Source organism: Desulfotomaculum sp. 1211_IL3151, from assembly GCF_036763075.1.
Taxonomy (GTDB): Bacteria; Bacillota; Desulfotomaculia; order Desulfotomaculales; family Desulfotomaculaceae; genus Desulfotomaculum.
Window position 1 is genome coordinate 25531 of sequence record NZ_JBAIYV010000027.1, and the last position, 16329, is coordinate 41859.

Here is a 16329-nt window from a genome sequence, read left to right on the forward strand (position 1 = left end):
ACATGAGGATAAATACCAAGCTATGTACTTTATTAGGAGTTGAGTACCCCATTTTGCAAGGCGGTATGGCTTGGGTCTCCACCGCAGAATTGGCTGCAGCTGTTTCTGAAGCTGGTGGGTTGGGCATCATTGGGTCAGGACATGCACCAACTGAATGGCTTGAGGAACAGATTAGTAAGGCTAAAAGGTTAACAAACAAACCCTTTGGGGTAAATATTATGCTAATGTCTCCCTTTACAGAACAAAACATGCAGCTAATCATCCAGGAAAGGGTTCCTGTGGTTACCACCGGAGCTGGCAATCCGGGCAAATATGTGCCCGCCTTAAAGGGAATTGGCACCAAAGTGATACCCGTTGTTGCTTCTGTGGCCCTAGGCCAACGTATGGCCAGGGCGGGTGTGGATGCTCTCATTGCTGAGGGCGGAGAGTCCGGGGGACATATTGGGGAATTGCATACCATGCCCCTGGTACCCCAGGTGGTGGATGCAGTAGATATCCCGGTTATTGCAGCCGGAGGCTTCTTTGACGGTAGAGGCTTGGTGGCTGCCTTAGCTCTGGGTGCCCAGGGTATCCAAATGGGGACCCGATTTATGTGTGCTTCGGAATGTACCGTCCATGATAATGTTAAAGGGGTTATTATCAAGGCTAAAGACCGTGAAACAGTTGTAACCGGCCGTACCACTGGCCACCCTGTGCGGGTTGTTCGTAATAAGTTAACCAGGCACTTTGAAGAAAGAGAACGTCAGGGTGCTTCTCCGGATGAGCTGGAAAAGTTGGGTGCCGGCCGGCTAAGAATGGCTATGGTAGAAGGGGATATTCAGCAGGGGTCCGTAATGGCCGGGCAAATTTGTGCCATGGTCAAGAAAATTGAGCCGGCGGCGGATATCATTCAGGACATAATTGGTGGTGCTGAGCAAGTAATAGGGCGCTTAGCCAGAGGGGAGTTTTAGAAATTGTCTAACACAGCATTTGTATTCCCTGGCCAGGGTTCCCAATATGTGGGTATGGGCAGGGATTTGTATGACAATTTTCCGGTGGTTCGTCAAACCCTTGAAGAGGCGGACGATGCACTTGGCTTTAACGTAACCAAATTATGCTTTGAGGGGCCGGTGGAAGACCTTAACAGCACGGTAAATACACAGCCTGCATTACTGGCCATGAGTGTAGCGGCACTGAGGGTTTTACAGCAGGAATCGGGGTTGTTGCCCACCGTGGTGGCAGGTCATAGTCTGGGTGAATACTCTGCTCTGGTGGCAGCCGGTTCCCTAGAGTTTTCAGATGCCATCAAGGTTGTACGGCAGAGAGGGAAGTTTATGCAAGAGGCTGCGCCGGTTGGCTTCGGTGGTATGGCAGCAATTCTAAATTTGGCCAGGGAAAAGGTTATTGCCTGTTGTCAGGAGGCATCAGCCAACGGAGTGGTTGAGCCAGTGAATTTTAACTGTCCGGGGCAAATAGTCATTGCCGGGGAAAAGACCGCTTTGAAGTTGGCAATGGAACTGTGCCGGGGAGCCGGGGCCAAAAGAGCCATGGAGCTGGCAGTCAGTGGTCCCTTTCATTCCAGTTTAATGACTCCGGCCGGTGAGAGCTTGGCGGAAGTACTGGCCCAGGTTTCAATTCTTGATCCTAAAATACCAGTTATAGCCAATGTCAGTGCTGACTATGTGAGGACAGCAGCAGAGGTTAAGGATTCTTTGATTAAGCAGATATCCGGAGCTGTGCTTTGGGAAGACAGTGTCCAAAGGATGGCAACAGAGGGTGTTCGTGCTGTGGTTGAATTAGGGCCTGGTAAGGTATTATGCGGTTTGGTTAAGAAAATTAACAAGGGAATAAGCACCAGTAACTTAGAAGATTTGGCAAGCTTGGAAAAAGTCCTTGCACTGTTCAAGGAGGTTGGCTAAAATGTTTCTGAACGGTAAAGTTGCCATTGTCACCGGGGCATCCCGGGGTATTGGTAAAGCCATTGCTTTGGCTCTGGCCGGAGCCCAGGCAGATATCGTTGTAAATTACGCTGGACGGGTGGAGGCTGCGGAAGAAACCGCTGCTGCCATACGCCAGTTAGGACGTCGGGCATTGGTTTATCAGGCTGATGTAGCGGATACACAACAAGTGCAAGAGATGGTCAGTGCAGCTCTAACTGAGTTTGGTAAAATAGATATTCTGGTGAATAATGCCGGAGTTACCAGGGATAATTTAATTCTGAGAATGAAGGAAGAGGATTGGGACACCGTATTATCTGTGAACCTTAAATCTGCCTATAATACCATTAAGGCTGTGGCCAGACCGATGGTGAAGGCCCGCTCTGGTCGCATTATTAACATTTCTTCAGTGGTTGGGCGGTATGGCAATGCAGGCCAAGCCAACTATGCTGCGGCCAAGGCAGGTTTAATCGGCCTTACTAAATCAATGGCGAAAGAACTTGGCCCGCGCAATATTACGGTAAATGCTGTGGCACCGGGCTTTATTATGACCGAAATGACAGAGCATTTAACCCCGGATGCCAAAGAAAAGTTAACCTCAGCCGTTGCCTTAAACCGTCTGGGAAAACCGGAAGATGTAGCTAGCATCGTTGCCTTCTTGGCCAGCGATTTTTGCAGCTATATAACAGGGCAAGTCATTGGGGTTGATGGAGGAATTTCAATCTAACTATCGCGGCTATTTGCCCGATATTCATAAATTAAGTGATCAAGATTTAATTCCCGGAGGGGGGTGAAGTTGTGTTTGATAAGATTAAAGCAATTATTGTAGATCAACTGGGTGTTGAGGAAGCTGATGTAACAATGGAAGCTTCTTTTGTGGATGATCTGGGTGCTGATTCTCTTGATATTGTTGAATTAGTCATGGCCTTAGAAGAAGAATTTGGTCTGGAAATTCCTGATGAAGAGGCAGAAAAGATTCGCACTGTAGGAGATGCCGTGAAATTTATCCAGGACCGCCAGTAATATGGTAAAAGTCCCGGTAGAAAAACCGGGGCTTTTTTCCACTACCCAATTAGCCATTAGCTTTTAGCTATTAGCCCTTAGCTAAAAGACTTTCATGCCTTTAACGGCAGCATCAAATAATGAAAATTTAATGTCATCCTGAGCTAGCGAAGGATCTTAAAGATAGTCTTTCAATGTTTGAAGATCCTTCGCTAGCTCAGGAGGTGGCCCATGGCCATTTTTCGAGATAGCTAAAAGCTAAAGGCTAAAAGCTAATGGCTTGAAGAATAAAGTACCTATTCTTTTCATAGAAGAATGTAAGGAGGAAGTTATTTTGTTAAAACGGGTTGTTGTAACAGGGATGGGAGTAATCTCTCCTGTAGGCACCGGATTAGATAAATTCTGGAATGCTCTAACAGCAGGGGTTTCTGGAATTGCTAAAATCACTAGATTCGACCCGACCGACTACGCTACCCAAATTGCCGGTGAGGTAAAGGACTTTGATTATTCCCAGTATTTAGATAAAAAAGAAGCCCGTCGGATGGACAAGTTTTCTCAGTATGCAGTGGTTTCTGCGGCAATGGCCATTGAGGATGCGGGTCTTGATCTAAATGAGTTGGATAAAGATCGTACCGGTGTAATTATTGGGTCAGGTATTGGTGGGATGGAAACCTTTGAGGAGCAATGCAAGGTTTTGATCAATCGAGGTCCCAGCAGGATCAGTCCTTTCTTAATCCCAATGATGATTGCTAACATGGCAGCCGGTCAGATCGCTATAAAATTTGGCCTTAAAGGAACGAACATTACAACCGTGACAGCTTGTGCTTCCAGTGGTAATGCCATTGGAGATGCCTTTAAGCTGATTCAGAGGGGTAATGCGGAGGTTGTTATTACCGGAGGAACGGAAGCACCCATTACGCCACTGGCGGTGGCAGGTTTCTGTGCCGCTAAGGCCATGTCTACCAACAATGAAGAACCAGAACGGGCCAGCAGACCCTTTGATGTCGACAGGGATGGCTTTGTCATGGGGGAAGGTGCTGCCATGCTGGTAGTAGAAACCCTGGAACATGCCCAAAAGAGGGGTGCCCATATTTATGCTGAAATAGTCGGCTATGGCAGTTCCTGTGACGCTTACCACATTACTGCTTCGGATCCGGAAGGATCTGGTGCATCATCCGCTATGCGCATGGCCCTAGAAGATGCCGGATTAAAACCGGAGGATGTTCAGTACATTAACGCCCATGGCACCTCCACTCCCGTGGGGGATGTGGCGGAAGTGGGAGCGATTAAAAAAGTTTTTGGTGAACATGCCTATAACTTGGTGGTTAGTTCTACCAAATCGATGACTGGGCATATGCTGGGAGCTGCTGGGGCCATTGAGGGGATTGCCTCGATATTGGCTGTTAAAAATAGTCTAGTCCCCCCCACCATTAACTTAGATAATATTGACCCTGCCTTTGACCTGGATTTTGCTCCTAACAAGGCAAAGGAAATGAATGTTGATGTTGCAATTTCCAATTCCTTTGGGTTCGGGGGTCATAACGTTACCTTGGTCTTTAAAAAGTTTAATCTTTAGATCGTTGGTGATTCATATTGTCTAAACAGGACGAGCAAACCAATCGCCTGAAAACACGATTGGGGTTTAAATGGCATAATCCCACTTTACTAATACAAGCACTGACCCATAGTTCTTGTGTTCATGAAAGCAGGGGACATGGGCTATGCCATAACCAAAGATTAGAATTTTTGGGGGATGCAGTTTTAGAACTAATTATTAGTGAGCATTTATATAAACTATTCCCCGATAGAACGGAAGGCGAACTTACTAAAATGAGGGCTGCTTCGGTCTGCGAACCTTCGCTGGCTAAAGTAGCCCGGGGATTGGATCTGGGCCGTTGCCTGCGCATGGGGCGTGGTGAAGAGCGTTCCGGCGGCAGGGAGCGGCCATCCATCCTGGCCGATGCCTTTGAGGCGTTACTAGGTGCTATCTACTTGGATCAGGGGTTGGACATCTCCAGGGACTTTGTTTTGAATCAACTCAGTCCGATCATTGATGATGTTGTGGCGGGAAGGTTAGATCGGGATTATAAAACGGAACTACAAGAGATTTTACAACAATCATCCCCGGAACCTCTAACCTATACCATTATGGATGAAACTGGCCCGGATCACGATAAAACCTTTACAGCAGGTGTTATTTACCGGGGCGCAGTTATTGGTAAGGGCAGGGGCCATTCCAAAAAAGAGGCTGAACAACGGGCAGCCAGGGATGCTTTTAAAAATATTGATGATATTAAGAAATCGAGTGCTAAATTAGTTGGACCCACCCGATAAAGAAGCGGTAACAGGGGGCAGGCGTATTGGGTTTAAAAAGATTGGATATTCAGGGCTTTAAGTCCTTTGGTGACCGTGTTAAATTGGAGTTTGACCGAGGTTTATCCGTGGTTGTGGGCCCTAACGGCAGTGGCAAAAGTAATATCTCCGATGCCATCAGCTGGTGTCTTGGTGAACAACGGGTCTCTTCACTAAGGGGCGGCCGCATGGAGGATGTTATTTTTGCCGGCAGTTACAAGAGAAAGCCCATTGGTATGGCGGAAGTAACCCTAACCTTGGACAACACTGCCAAAATGTTCTCCTTGCCCTATGAGGAAGTATCCGTTACAAGACGTTTATATCGTTCCGGGGAAAGTGAGTATTTGATTAATAAGGTGCCCTGCAGGCTTAAGGATATCCATGCACTGTTTATGGATACTGGTTTAGGCCGCGGGGCCTACTCTCTTATTGGGCAAGGTAAGGTAGATGAGATTTTGAGCAGTCGACCCGAGGAAAGGCGCTCAATTATTGAGGAAGCTGCCGGGATCGTAAAATACCGTCATCGAAAAGAAGAAGCCTTACGAAAATTAGCTGTGGCGCAGCAAGATCTAAACAGGGTTTCAGATATCATTAACGAATTGGCAGGGCGCCTTGAGCCCCTGGCGCAACAAGCAGCAAAGGCCAGAGAATATAAGGTTTTATCCGATCAAGCCAGTGCTTTGGCCTTATCTTTATATAGGAGAGACTGGGAAGACCTAACTACTAAGGCAGAGGATTTAAAAAGTCAACTGACAAAACTTAAAGAAGATTATAAGGATGAAAGACCAGCCATGGAAAAGGAACTGGAAATGGCCAAGTCTGAGCTCCATAAAATAGAAATAGAGATTAATGCTCTAAAAGAGAAGTTTCTTGGCTTAGTTAGCAGCATTGATCGATTAAATAACAAAAATGATCTAATAACTGAACAAATTAATCACAATAAGCTTGAACAACAAAGGGTAGAGAAAGAGGTCCAGGAATCAACCGATTTGTTACAACGGCTAAATCAAGAATGGACGGAAGAAAAGGTAAAGATTAAAGAGATTAAAGAATGTATGCATGTTCAGGGAAAGAATGATTATGATTATTTGCTGGAAGAGATCGATCAAAACCTATTGAGCAAGCAGGAGTTATTTCAGAATCTTAATACAGATTTAATCGAGCAATTAAATAAGGTTGCCAACCAACGTAATTTACAGAGCCAGGCCAATGACAGAAGAGGGCAATTAGCCCATCGTTTAGAACACCTAAAAAAAGTGTTAGAGGATGCTCAAGAAAAGGAACAGGCCCTTGGCCTACTGATAGAAGATTATAGGAAGAAGACAGAAAAGCTTAATTTGGCAAGGCAGCAGGTTGAGCAGGACCATCATGGATCAGAAGAGGAACTACATAGACTGCAGGAAGTGCTATCTCAGCTCCAAGCTAAACTAGCCACCGCTAAGGAAGAAATGGTTGCCAAGCACTCACGTTTAAAGGTATTGGAAGAAAGCCTTCATTCACATAGTGGTTTCATGAAACCAGTGCGGGAGTTATTAAAGGCCACCAATCAGAAAAACGACGGTTCCCTTGGTATCTGTGGTGCAGTGGCAGACCTGATTAAGGTACCCCAGGGGTTTGAGACTGCCATGGAAGCAGCCCTGGGGGGAGCATTGCAAAACCTGGTAACAGAATCTTCCCGCCAGGCCAAGGAAGCCATTGAATATTTAAAGAGGCATAATTTAGGCAGGGCAACCTTTTTACCCCTGGATTCCTTACGACCTACCCCTGCCGGCGATTGGGAGAAAAGGGCATTGGGTTTGCCTGGTGTTATTGGTTTGGCAGCGAATTTAATTAAAACAGAAGGCAAATATCGTCAGGTGGTTGAACTGCTATTGGGCCGACTGGTTGTGGTGGATACGCTGAGCAATGCCATCGAAGTGGCCAGACAAATGCAGCAAAGAATCCGCATTGTAACCCTTACCGGAGAGTTGTTCAATCCCGGGGGATCCTTAACCGGTGGGGGAGCTGTCCGTAATGCGGGTGGGATGCTGCATACCCGTCGGGAAAGGGACGAGCTGGCAAAGGTTGTTCAGGTACTGCATCAAAAGGTAAATGATTTAGCCAGGGAGTTTACAGAACAACAACAACTCCAACAACAAGGACTGGAGCGCAATAAGGATTTGCAGCAGAAGTTAGTAATCTTGGGTTTAGATGTCCAAGCCGCTGCAATGGATTTAAGCAAAACCAGGGAAGAGTTGTCACGCACCAATGAACGCCGTCAGGAAAGCCATTATCAAATGCACAACATCGAACAAGAGATGGAACATTGGTCCCAGTCTGAAAGGGAAGCCAGCACAAAACGATCCCTTTTGGAAGGGGAGTTAACACAGCTGCAAGGGGAAATTAACCGAACCCAAGAGAGTCTTGCCAAAGCCAGGAACCAAAAGGCAGAGCTGGAAAGCAAGGTAAATCAGGAAAAGGTAAGACAGGCCGAATTACACCAGGAAATGCTTGGTATACAAAAAATTATTAAGCGATTAGAAAAAGAAATGGACGAGCGAAGGACGACAATTACAGCGTCCCAGGAACTTCTCCAGGGTTTATGCAAGAGAAATGCTGAATTGGCACAACAGCAAGCACAAGTGACTTTGGATCAAAAGAGTTTACAAGAGGAGCATCGTAAAGCCAAGGCAAATCTTAAGCTAGCCCAGGCTAGCCAGGAGACCGCGGCTAGTATGGTTGAGGAACAGGAAAAAATCCTACGTGCAAAACAGGAATTATGGCTGCAGACCAGTCAGAAGGTTCACTCCCTTGAACTGCAGCAGGCTCGGATTCAAACGGAATTAGAACTATTATCTGAAAGGTTAAAGGAACATGCTATCGATGATCCAGCTCAAATGACGGTATTGCCTGCAGCAAATAAAAAACAGGTTCGCAGTGAATTACAACTGCTAAAATCAAGTATGGCGGAGATGGGTCCGGTCAATGAAAGGGCCGAAACAGAATATCAGGAAGTTGTAACAAGATATAACTTCCTGGAGGAACAAAGAGTTGATTTAGAAGAGAGCAGAAATTCCCTGGATCAGCTAATCGATGAACTTAATCGGTTGATGTCCAGTCAATTTGAAACAGCCTTTAAGATAATCAATCAAAATTTTGCACGGATATTTGAGCAATTATTCGGCGGTGGTGGTGCCAGCATGAATCTTACCGAAGGGGATACTCTATCCTGTGGCATCGAAATTACTGCCCAGCCGCCTGGCAAAAAGAACCAAAGCCTATCCTTGCTATCCGGAGGAGAGAGGGCTTTAACAGCCATTGCTTTGCTTTTTGCAATATTAAAGTTTAAACCCAGTCCCTTTTGTGTGCTGGATGAGATAGAAGCATCTTTGGATGAAGCCAATGTACATCGGTTTGCTGAGTACCTCTGCCGTACCTCGGATGAAGTTCAATTTATTGTGATTAGCCACCGTAAAGGGACAATGGAAAAAGCAGATGCTCTTTATGGCGTAACGATGGACGAAACGGGAGTGACTAAATTACTTTCCATGTCCTTGGATGAGGCCAAGGGAAAGAAGAAGTTAGCCTAATACACGGACCTGGGTAAGGTTGACATGGTTCGATAGCAGGCATTATATTAGGGACAGGCTCTGGCCAAAATATTGAGGTTTGAACTGGAGGTTTAACAGTGGGCTTTTTTAACAGGCTAAAAGAAAGCTTAAGCAAAACCCGCCATAGCTTTATTGAAAAAATTGATCAGGTGGTTACTGGTCGTAAGGGTATCGATGAAGATTTATATGAAGAGTTAGAAGAGGTTTTGATCCAGGCCGATGTCGGGGTCAATACAGCCATGATGCTGGTAGAACGAGTGCGTAAAGGTGTCAAGGCCAGAAATGTTCAGGAGGCTTCTCGTTTAAAAGATATATTCCAGGAGGAATTGGAATATTTAATGGGTGAGAAAATGACCCCCATTAAGCTAAGTGAGGACGGCCCCACGGTGATCATGGTGGTGGGGGTAAATGGTGTAGGCAAAACCACTACCATTGGGAAAATGGCCCATAATTACAAGGAACAGGGTAAAAAGGTCATGCTGGCAGCGGGAGATACCTTCCGGGCCGCAGCCATTGACCAACTTGAGATATGGGCTGAAAGAGTAGGGGTGGAACTGATCAAGCATCAGGAGGGTTCCGATCCAGGGGCTGTGGCCTATGATGCTGTGCATGCTGCCCGTTCCCGTAAAGCAGATATTCTTTTAATTGATACCGCTGGTCGTTTGCATAATAAAAGCAACTTGATGGAGGAATTAAGAAAGGTTCACAAAATAACTTCACGGGAAATGCCCGGGGCACCCCATGAGGTACTGTTGGTGCTGGATGCCACCACGGGCCAAAATGCCCTCAGTCAAGTTAAAGTTTTTAGCGAAGCGGTGAATGTAACTGGTATTGCTTTAACCAAATTAGATGGTACAGCTAAGGGTGGGGTGGTAACCTCCATCGTAACAGAAATGGCCATTCCAGTTAAGCTCATTGGCATTGGCGAACGCATGGACGATTTGCGTCCCTTTAACCCGAAGGATTTTATCGATGCCCTATACGGAAAATCGAAGGAAGACGAATCATAACAAATTATTTTAAAACGCCTGGCGACGAAACCGAAAGTTTTGAGTGACATATTCAATTGATTATTATACAATAATTATCAATAATTATGACGTTAGGTTGAATCAAGGTAATAAATGATAAAAGAATAATACTACTTTTTGCGGGGGGACTCTTCGGAGTTGAGAAGGTAAAACCTGACCCTTTGAACCTGTTGGTTAAGACCAGCGTAGGGAAGCAAATCCGTTATACTATGTAATTGGGTGCTTTCCGAAATTTGGATTGCACCCGATTTTTGTTTAGATACCTAATTCATTTTAGGGTTGTTATTCAATTTTATACAAGGAGGATTTATATTTGAAAAACGTATTAAGTATTGCGGGATCGGATTGCAGCGGCGGTGCTGGCATACAGGCTGATCTCAAAACATTTTCTGCCCATGGGGTTTTTGGCATGAGCGTGATCGTATCGGTGGTAGCAGAAAATACAAGCCGTGTCATCGACATACAGGATGTTACGCCTGATATGATCAAAAAGCAAATTGATGCCGTGTTCGAGGATATTGAAGTACATGCTGTGAAAATCGGTATGCTTTCTACACCGTCCTGCATGGAGGCAGTTGCAGAAAGGCTTCATCATTACAAACCGAATAATATTGTGGTTGATCCTGTGATGTATGCCAAAAACGGCTATCCATTGATGAACCCCGATGCAGTTAACACGTTAATCAGGGTCATTATCCCCTGCGCGGATTTTCTCACTCCCAATATTCCGGAAGCAGAAAAGATCTCACGCATGGAAATTAGCAATCTAGGGGACATGGAGACCGCTGCCAAGAGGATTCATGAAATGGGCTGTAAAAATATTATTGTCAAAGGCGGACATGCTGTTGGCAATGCAGTAGATGTTTTATATGACGGTGAACGTATTTATCGTTATGAAACACATCGCATCAACACGAAAAACACACATGGCACGGGTTGTACCTTTTCTTCCGCTATTGCGTCCAACCTTGCTCTTGGACTTTCCGTTCCTGAAGCAATGGAACATGCCAAGCGGTATGTAACAACTGCCATTGAACATTCCCTGCCGATTGGCAAGGGAAATGGCCCAACACATCACTTCTATGACCTTTATCGCAATGGTTTGCGCTAATCACAACATTAACAAAATGGTTAATTATAGGAGGAAATAAACATGACAAATACAAGGGAAATGGCCCAACTGCTTACTCTTGTGCGCAGTCAAAGGCCACTTGTCCATCATATTACCAATTATGTTACAGTAAATGACTGTGCCAATATTACGCTGTCCATTGGTGCATCGCCCATCATGGCTGACGCCGTTGAAGAAGCAGGTGATATGGCCGCCATTGCTTCCGCCGTGGTACTCAATATCGGAACGCTCAATAGCCGAACGATAGAGGCAATGCTGATTGCCGGAAAGAGTGCCAACCAAAATGGCATCCCTGTGGTATTTGATCCCGTAGGAGCTGGCGCATCTAAGCTGCGCAACGAAGCTGCCGCGCGCATTCTTAACGAAGTAAAAGTTGCCGTGGTGCGCGGCAATCTTTCGGAGGTTCGCTTTATTGCAGGGCTTTCGGCCAATACAAAAGGAGTGGATGCCTCTGAACAGGATGGCGGAGATACTGCGGAAATTGCCCGGAATTTGGCGCAAAGACTGGGCTGTGTAGTGGCAATTACAGGTGCGGTGGATACGGTTTCCGATGGAGAGAGGACCATGCATATTCACAATGGACATCCCGCCCTTTCCGGTGTGACGGGAACAGGCTGCATGTGTTCATCCTTGATTGGCTCGTTTTGCGGAGCGATGCCGAATCAGGCCTTCGAAGGAACCGTTGCGGCATTGCTTTGCATGGGTATTGCAGGTGAACTGGCTTATGAGAAGGCTGGTCAGGTTGGAAACGGCAGTTTCCATATCGGAATTCTGGATGCCGTCAGCAAGATGGACGCAAATATATTGGAAGAAAAGATGAAATACCATGAAGCATAATGTGGACTATTCCCTCTATTTAGTAACCGACCGCGAACGAATGAACGCTCCTTCGTTGGCGGAAGCAGTGGAAAGTGCCATCCTGGGCGGCTGCACATTGGTACAACTCAGGGAAAAGACCGTAGCTTCCCTTAACTTTTTTAAGATCGCCCAAAAGGTAAAGGGCATAACCGATCGCTACAATATTCCACTTATCATCAATGACCGAGTGGATATTGCCCTTGCTGTTGATGCCGCAGGTGTACATGTTGGACAGAACGACCTTCCCGCAGCAACAGTCCGACGAATCATCGGACCGAATAAGATTCTTGGTGTATCTGCTGCCACGTTGCAGGAAGCGAAACAGGCACAGGCTGACGGTGCAGATTATCTCGGCGTGGGGGCCATGTTTGCAACAGAGACAAAAACAGATGCACACCTGGTATCGCTGGCTGAGCTTGGACAGATACGCAGCGATGTATCTATTCCAATTGTTGTGATTGGCGGTATCAATAAAGCGACCATACCAAAATTTATTGGTACAGGAATAAATGGCTTGGCTGTGGTTTCCGCTATTCTTTCGGCACAGGACATAAAAGCTGCGGCAAGAGAGCTAAAAAATCTGTCCTCATAGGAGAAAAGGAATGATTGATTTTCAAGCGGCTATATTTGACCTTGACGGTACTCTCCTTGATTCCATGGGTGTTTGGGAAGATATTGATGTTGAATTTTTAGCAAAACGAGAGTTGTCCGTTCCGGATGATTATATCAATGAAATTTGTGCCCTTAGTTTTCAGGAGGCGGCTGAATATACCATAAAGTTGTTCGGGCTTTCAGAGGAACCAGCTGCGATCATTAACGAATGGAATGACATGGCCCTATCCAAGTATAGTCATACTGTACGAATGAAGCAGTATGCAGGAGAGTATTTGAGTAAGTTAAAGGCACGCGGCACCAAGCTTGCTGTAGCCACAGGTCTTCCTCCGGTTCTTTATATCCCTGCTTTGCGAAACAACGGAATACTTGATCTTTTTGATGTCCTGTGTTCAACCGAGGAGGTAGCACGAGGAAAGGAATTTCCGGATATTTTTCTCTACGCGGCTGAAAGGATGAAAGTTGCGCCTGAAAATTGTATTGTATTTGAAGATATTTTTCCCGCTGTTTGCAGTGCAAGGCAAGCGGGAATGAAAGTCTATGGTGTCTATGACAAATCTTCCGCAGCATATTGGGAGAGTATTTTAAAGACAGCAGATGGAGTTCTTTATGACTTTCAATTTGCTCCGATACCTGTTTAGAAAGCCCTTAAAGGGTACAACCTAAAGGTTACAGGCAAGTGAGCCGGATGCGATCATCATTAAAATCAAAGGACGAGGAATAATTTATTAATAATGAGAGAATCCTATCCTTGAAATAATAAAGGAGGGATTATCTATGCCAGATGTAGCATGCACTGTTTCTAACTGCAAATATCACTCAGAAGGAAACATATGCTCAGCACAACAGATTATTGTACAAAATGACGGTCAGGGCGGCGGCATTAAACCGAACGCCGACCTACAAAGTCTTTCCCACACACCTGCCAACAGTGTTGACGATACCTGTTGCCAAACTTTCAAAAATACGAATGGCTAAATAAAAGGGGGCTATGTGAAAACATAGTCAAGCAAACCGTCTAAAACAAAAGGTTTTAGGCGGTTTCTTAATTTATTTTAAGAAATAAACGGTAAAATATATGCAGAAAAATAAAATAGCTTTAGCTGCACCAGAGCTAAACAAATTTGAGATATGTTTTTAACATCTCCAAGATGGTTCTTATCTTGCCTTTACAGAGCAGAGAAAATTCTACTGCAAATAGATAGCCACACTCACGGCAGAGGCCGGCTATTTCCACACATCTGCCACAGAGGTATCTTTGCTTGTTTTCAGATACGATACACTGGTAGCAGGGCCTTGACCATTCATTTTTTAAATAAGCATCAAGAGCACTGGGTAAATTGAAAATGGGCATCTTATCTTTCAGCATGCTTTTTATGGCAGTAACCGCGATTTGTTTTTCTGCATGGCTTAAACTTAGAAATTCGGTACCTTGATAGGGCGTGTGAAAGTTAAAGGATATAGAATTTATTTTGGGATGTTCTTTGGCTAGTTTACATAGGTTTTCAATGTCGTGATAATTTAATTTGTTAATGGCCATGTAGATGCAGATATTGCAATGATTTGTTTTTTGCAAATTCTGCAGAATCAGATCATAGGTATCCCCCCGAATCGAATTATGAGCTTGCTGTGTTCCATCCAGGCTTAGAAAAATAACATCCGCTTCGGGGATATTTAAGTCGATGGTCCCGTTGGTAACAATATTGACCAGGTAGAAACCCATTTCCTTTGCTTCCCTAATTAAATCCCGGACGGTTTTTCCCGCCTCCTGCCAAAGAAGCGTTTCACCGCCGCAGAAAAAGAGAATCCGAAGGCCCTCTTGATAAAAATTTATCATTTCTTTCCTCGCTGCTTGATAGGAAAGCATTTGGCCGGTAAGGTTGTTAACGGCACAGTGCTTGCAATGTAAATTGCAGGAGTCTGTTAAGATGATCGTTCCCAAGATCGGCTGCTGCCGTTTCAACAAAATGGTACGAAGCCCAAAGAGAGCAAGGGATAGAAAGTGTCTGGTTTTCATTTGGCTGTCCTCATAGCTTTATTTCCTCAATCCAGGGTTGTTGCATGGACTCCGCCCATAAGTGGTTTAAATAATGAAGGGAGTACTGTTTTTCTACATAATGGTAGGCAAACCGTCCCCAATCAGTTAGTAAATAGTTAGAACCTTGTTTGTTGCATAATCTAAATAATTTGAGCAGGCCCAAAAGAAGTCTGAATTCCTTTTCGATATTTTCGTCAAATAGCTGATGGAACCGCTGGGTATCGATAACCCCGTCGTAGCAGCGCCAAAAGATCCAGAAGATCATTTTTTCTCTCTTGTTCATGGTATTAACCAAGTTAATGGGCATTCTTTTTTGCTGGAGAGCCCGGATATATTCATCTACATGGAAGGTATTGAGATAAAAATAGTCTCCGAACAGAGAGGTAGCCCCAGCCCCCAAACCGATAAAACTTTCTCTGGTTACCGAGGTATATCGGTTATGCTGATCTTTACAGTAAGTCCAGACAGAACTCCTTTCATAACCATGCTCTTGCGAGATGGTATCGATGAGGTTGAGTATTTTACCTTCCTGAATTTCAGTAAACCGGCGTAAGCCTTTTTGCTTTATTTGTTTGCCCAGGTTAGTTAGGGGGAAAATGATGAGAGGATAGATGGAAAGTTGGTCTATTTTATAAGAGTAAACCCTTTGCAAGTCGTATGTAATATCCTCCATGGTTTGCCCTGGTAGATTTGTCATCATATCAACATCTACACATTTAAAATGGAAATGGTTAACCATGGATAGCATCTGGTCAATGTCGTGGGAACGATAGTTTCTCCCCAACTGTTTAAGTATTTGATCGTTAAAAGTTTGAACACCCAAGCTGATTAAATTAATTCCCAGCCTTTCGAGTTCCCTAAATAATGCCTCACTGGCATCCTGCGGGTGAATCTCTATACCAATATCCCCTTGAAAATGATAGTTATCCCGGATGAATGCAAGAATTTCTCGGAGTTCAGATAACAAAAGGCTTGGCGTACCACCTCCAATATAGACGGAGGTGATGTTTTTATTGCTGATGTACGCTTGATAGAGCATTAGTTCTTGGAGTAGGGCCTCTTTGTAGGCCAGAGCCTTGTTCCGATCATAGAGTACCTTATTATAAGGACAGTAAGGACAAAGGGTTTGGCAGAAGGGGATATGAATATAGATGCCCGTTTCATGATCGATGGTGTTAAAATCAACCATCTTTTCTTGATAGCCTTTGAATAAAAATTTATCTTTCTTTCCGATGATTCTTCGAAACAAGTCGGTAATCAATCTTACCCCTCCCTTTCACATAATTCTGTTAATCTTTTTTGGATGTACGCAAGATCAAAGGAGGAACAGACTCGTCTGTCTTGCTGGTCCAAAATTCGATAATGTTGGCTGATGATGTTTTGCTGAACGATATAATTACCTCTTTGCTCGGTATGCTTCCACCAAATTTTACCGCCCAGAGTAGGTTCATAATTATCTTCATAGCTATTAAAAGCAAGGGAAAGTACCAAATCGTGGGGGTTTCCCCCTAAGGCCATTTGGATAATGTCACTATCTTTAAATAATACAGCCACTGCCACCGCACCAGTCCAACCTAAACTAGACCGGCCCTTTTCTATTTGGACCAAAGTCTTTTTTGATACACCGATAATTTCGGCCATTTTATCCTGGGTGAAGTCTTTCTCATTGCGGATCAGCCTAAGTTTGTTATCAATAATTGTAATAAATTCGATTCTATTCAAAAGCACCACCCTCATTTTCAATTTTAGTGTAATTTTACACTTTTTATTAACATATGTAAATGGGGTTTTAAATGGA

Annotated in this window: 16 protein-coding genes and 1 riboswitch; of the genes, 13 read left to right on the forward strand and 3 right to left on the reverse strand. The window is 44.7% G+C overall.

What is annotated here, in order from left to right:
- Positions 1 to 2 precede the first annotated feature (2 nt).
- The 13 genes from fabK (at position 3) to V6C11_RS06505 (ending at position 13471) form a co-directional block, all read left to right on the forward strand.
- Positions 3 to 950 carry an enoyl-[acyl-carrier-protein] reductase FabK gene (fabK, locus tag V6C11_RS06445; RefSeq protein WP_333530306.1) on the forward strand — a complete coding sequence of 316 codons (948 nt, stop codon included), beginning with the start codon at positions 3 to 5 and terminating at the stop codon, positions 948 to 950.
- Positions 951 to 953: 3 nt separating this feature from the next.
- Entirely contained in the window at positions 954 to 1898 is a 945-nt protein-coding gene (fabD, locus tag V6C11_RS06450; RefSeq protein WP_333530307.1) for an ACP S-malonyltransferase, read from the forward strand.
- Between the two features lies 1 nt (position 1899).
- Entirely contained in the window at positions 1900 to 2643 is a 744-nt protein-coding gene (fabG, locus tag V6C11_RS06455) for a 3-oxoacyl-[acyl-carrier-protein] reductase (RefSeq protein WP_333530308.1), read from the forward strand.
- 71 nt (positions 2644 to 2714) lie between these two features.
- Positions 2715 to 2939: an acyl carrier protein gene (gene acpP, locus V6C11_RS06460; RefSeq protein WP_333530309.1), complete on the forward strand. Its 225-nt coding sequence runs from the start codon at positions 2715 to 2717 to the stop codon at positions 2937 to 2939.
- Between the two features lie 313 nt (positions 2940 to 3252).
- A complete protein-coding gene (gene fabF, locus V6C11_RS06465) occupies positions 3253 to 4494 on the forward strand; it encodes a beta-ketoacyl-ACP synthase II (RefSeq protein ID WP_333530310.1) in 1242 nt (413 codons plus the stop codon).
- A gap of 17 nt (positions 4495 to 4511) precedes the next feature.
- Positions 4512 to 5252 (forward strand): ribonuclease III, encoded by a 741-nt coding sequence (gene rnc, locus V6C11_RS06470; protein ID WP_333530311.1) that lies wholly within the window; start codon positions 4512 to 4514, stop codon positions 5250 to 5252.
- 26 nt (positions 5253 to 5278) lie between these two features.
- Positions 5279 to 8839 (forward strand): chromosome segregation protein SMC, encoded by a 3561-nt coding sequence (smc, locus tag V6C11_RS06475; protein WP_333530312.1) that lies wholly within the window; start codon positions 5279 to 5281, stop codon positions 8837 to 8839.
- 98 nt (positions 8840 to 8937) lie between these two features.
- Positions 8938 to 9870, forward strand: coding sequence for a signal recognition particle-docking protein FtsY (gene ftsY / locus V6C11_RS06480; protein WP_333530313.1), 933 nt, complete (start codon positions 8938 to 8940; stop codon positions 9868 to 9870).
- 132 nt (positions 9871 to 10002) lie between these two features.
- Positions 10003 to 10101: riboswitch (TPP riboswitch) on the forward strand.
- A gap of 103 nt (positions 10102 to 10204) precedes the next feature.
- Positions 10205 to 11002 carry a bifunctional hydroxymethylpyrimidine kinase/phosphomethylpyrimidine kinase gene (thiD, locus tag V6C11_RS06485; protein WP_333530314.1) on the forward strand — a complete coding sequence of 266 codons (798 nt, stop codon included), beginning with the start codon at positions 10205 to 10207 and terminating at the stop codon, positions 11000 to 11002.
- A gap of 42 nt (positions 11003 to 11044) precedes the next feature.
- On the forward strand, positions 11045 to 11860 hold the full coding sequence (gene thiM / locus V6C11_RS06490) for a hydroxyethylthiazole kinase (RefSeq protein ID WP_333530315.1): 816 nt from the start codon (positions 11045 to 11047) through the stop codon (positions 11858 to 11860).
- On the forward strand, positions 11850 to 12473 hold the full coding sequence (gene thiE, locus V6C11_RS06495; RefSeq protein ID WP_333530316.1) for a thiamine phosphate synthase: 624 nt from the start codon (positions 11850 to 11852) through the stop codon (positions 12471 to 12473). The genes thiM and thiE overlap by 11 nt, the downstream gene beginning before the upstream one ends.
- 10 nt (positions 12474 to 12483) lie before the next feature.
- The gene (locus V6C11_RS06500; protein WP_333530317.1) at positions 12484 to 13134 is read left to right on the forward strand and encodes an HAD family hydrolase; all 651 of its coding nucleotides are present in this window, start codon (positions 12484 to 12486) and stop codon (positions 13132 to 13134) included.
- Between the two features lie 136 nt (positions 13135 to 13270).
- Positions 13271 to 13471, forward strand: coding sequence for a DUF1540 domain-containing protein (locus tag V6C11_RS06505; RefSeq protein ID WP_333530318.1), 201 nt, complete (start codon positions 13271 to 13273; stop codon positions 13469 to 13471).
- A gap of 136 nt (positions 13472 to 13607) precedes the next feature.
- Here the strand turns inward: V6C11_RS06505 and V6C11_RS06510 are convergent, their stop codons facing one another.
- From V6C11_RS06510 to V6C11_RS06520, 3 genes are read right to left on the reverse strand one after another with little or no spacing between them, the layout of a single operon-like run.
- On the reverse strand, positions 13608 to 14510 hold the full coding sequence (locus V6C11_RS06510; protein ID WP_333530319.1) for a radical SAM protein: 903 nt from the start codon (positions 14508 to 14510) through the stop codon (positions 13608 to 13610).
- Between the two features lie 10 nt (positions 14511 to 14520).
- Complete coding sequence (locus V6C11_RS06515) at positions 14521 to 15792, reverse strand: coproporphyrinogen-III oxidase family protein (RefSeq protein ID WP_333530320.1); 1272 nt, start codon at positions 15790 to 15792, stop codon at positions 14521 to 14523.
- 2 nt (positions 15793 to 15794) lie between these two features.
- Complete coding sequence (locus V6C11_RS06520) at positions 15795 to 16253, reverse strand: helix-turn-helix transcriptional regulator (protein WP_333530321.1); 459 nt, start codon at positions 16251 to 16253, stop codon at positions 15795 to 15797.
- Between the last annotated feature and the right edge of the window lie 76 nt (positions 16254 to 16329).

Bases quoted from the DNA above. Each gene is read 5' to 3' on its own strand.
- fabG (WP_333530308.1), top strand. From the start codon at position 1,900: ATGTTTCTGAACGGTAAAGTTGCCATTGTCACCGGGGCATCCCGGGGT.
- V6C11_RS06500 (WP_333530317.1), top strand. From the start codon at position 12,484: ATGATTGATTTTCAAGCGGCTATATTTGACCTTGACGGTACTCTCCTT.
- V6C11_RS06505 (WP_333530318.1), top strand. From the start codon at position 13,271: ATGCCAGATGTAGCATGCACTGTTTCTAACTGCAAATATCACTCAGAA.
- thiE (WP_333530316.1), top strand. From the start codon at position 11,850: ATGAAGCATAATGTGGACTATTCCCTCTATTTAGTAACCGACCGCGAA.
- fabK (WP_333530306.1), top strand. From the start codon at position 3: ATGAGGATAAATACCAAGCTATGTACTTTATTAGGAGTTGAGTACCCC.
- thiM (WP_333530315.1), top strand. From the start codon at position 11,045: ATGACAAATACAAGGGAAATGGCCCAACTGCTTACTCTTGTGCGCAGT.
- V6C11_RS06510 (WP_333530319.1), bottom strand. From the start codon at position 14,510: ATGAAAACCAGACACTTTCTATCCCTTGCTCTCTTTGGGCTTCGTACC.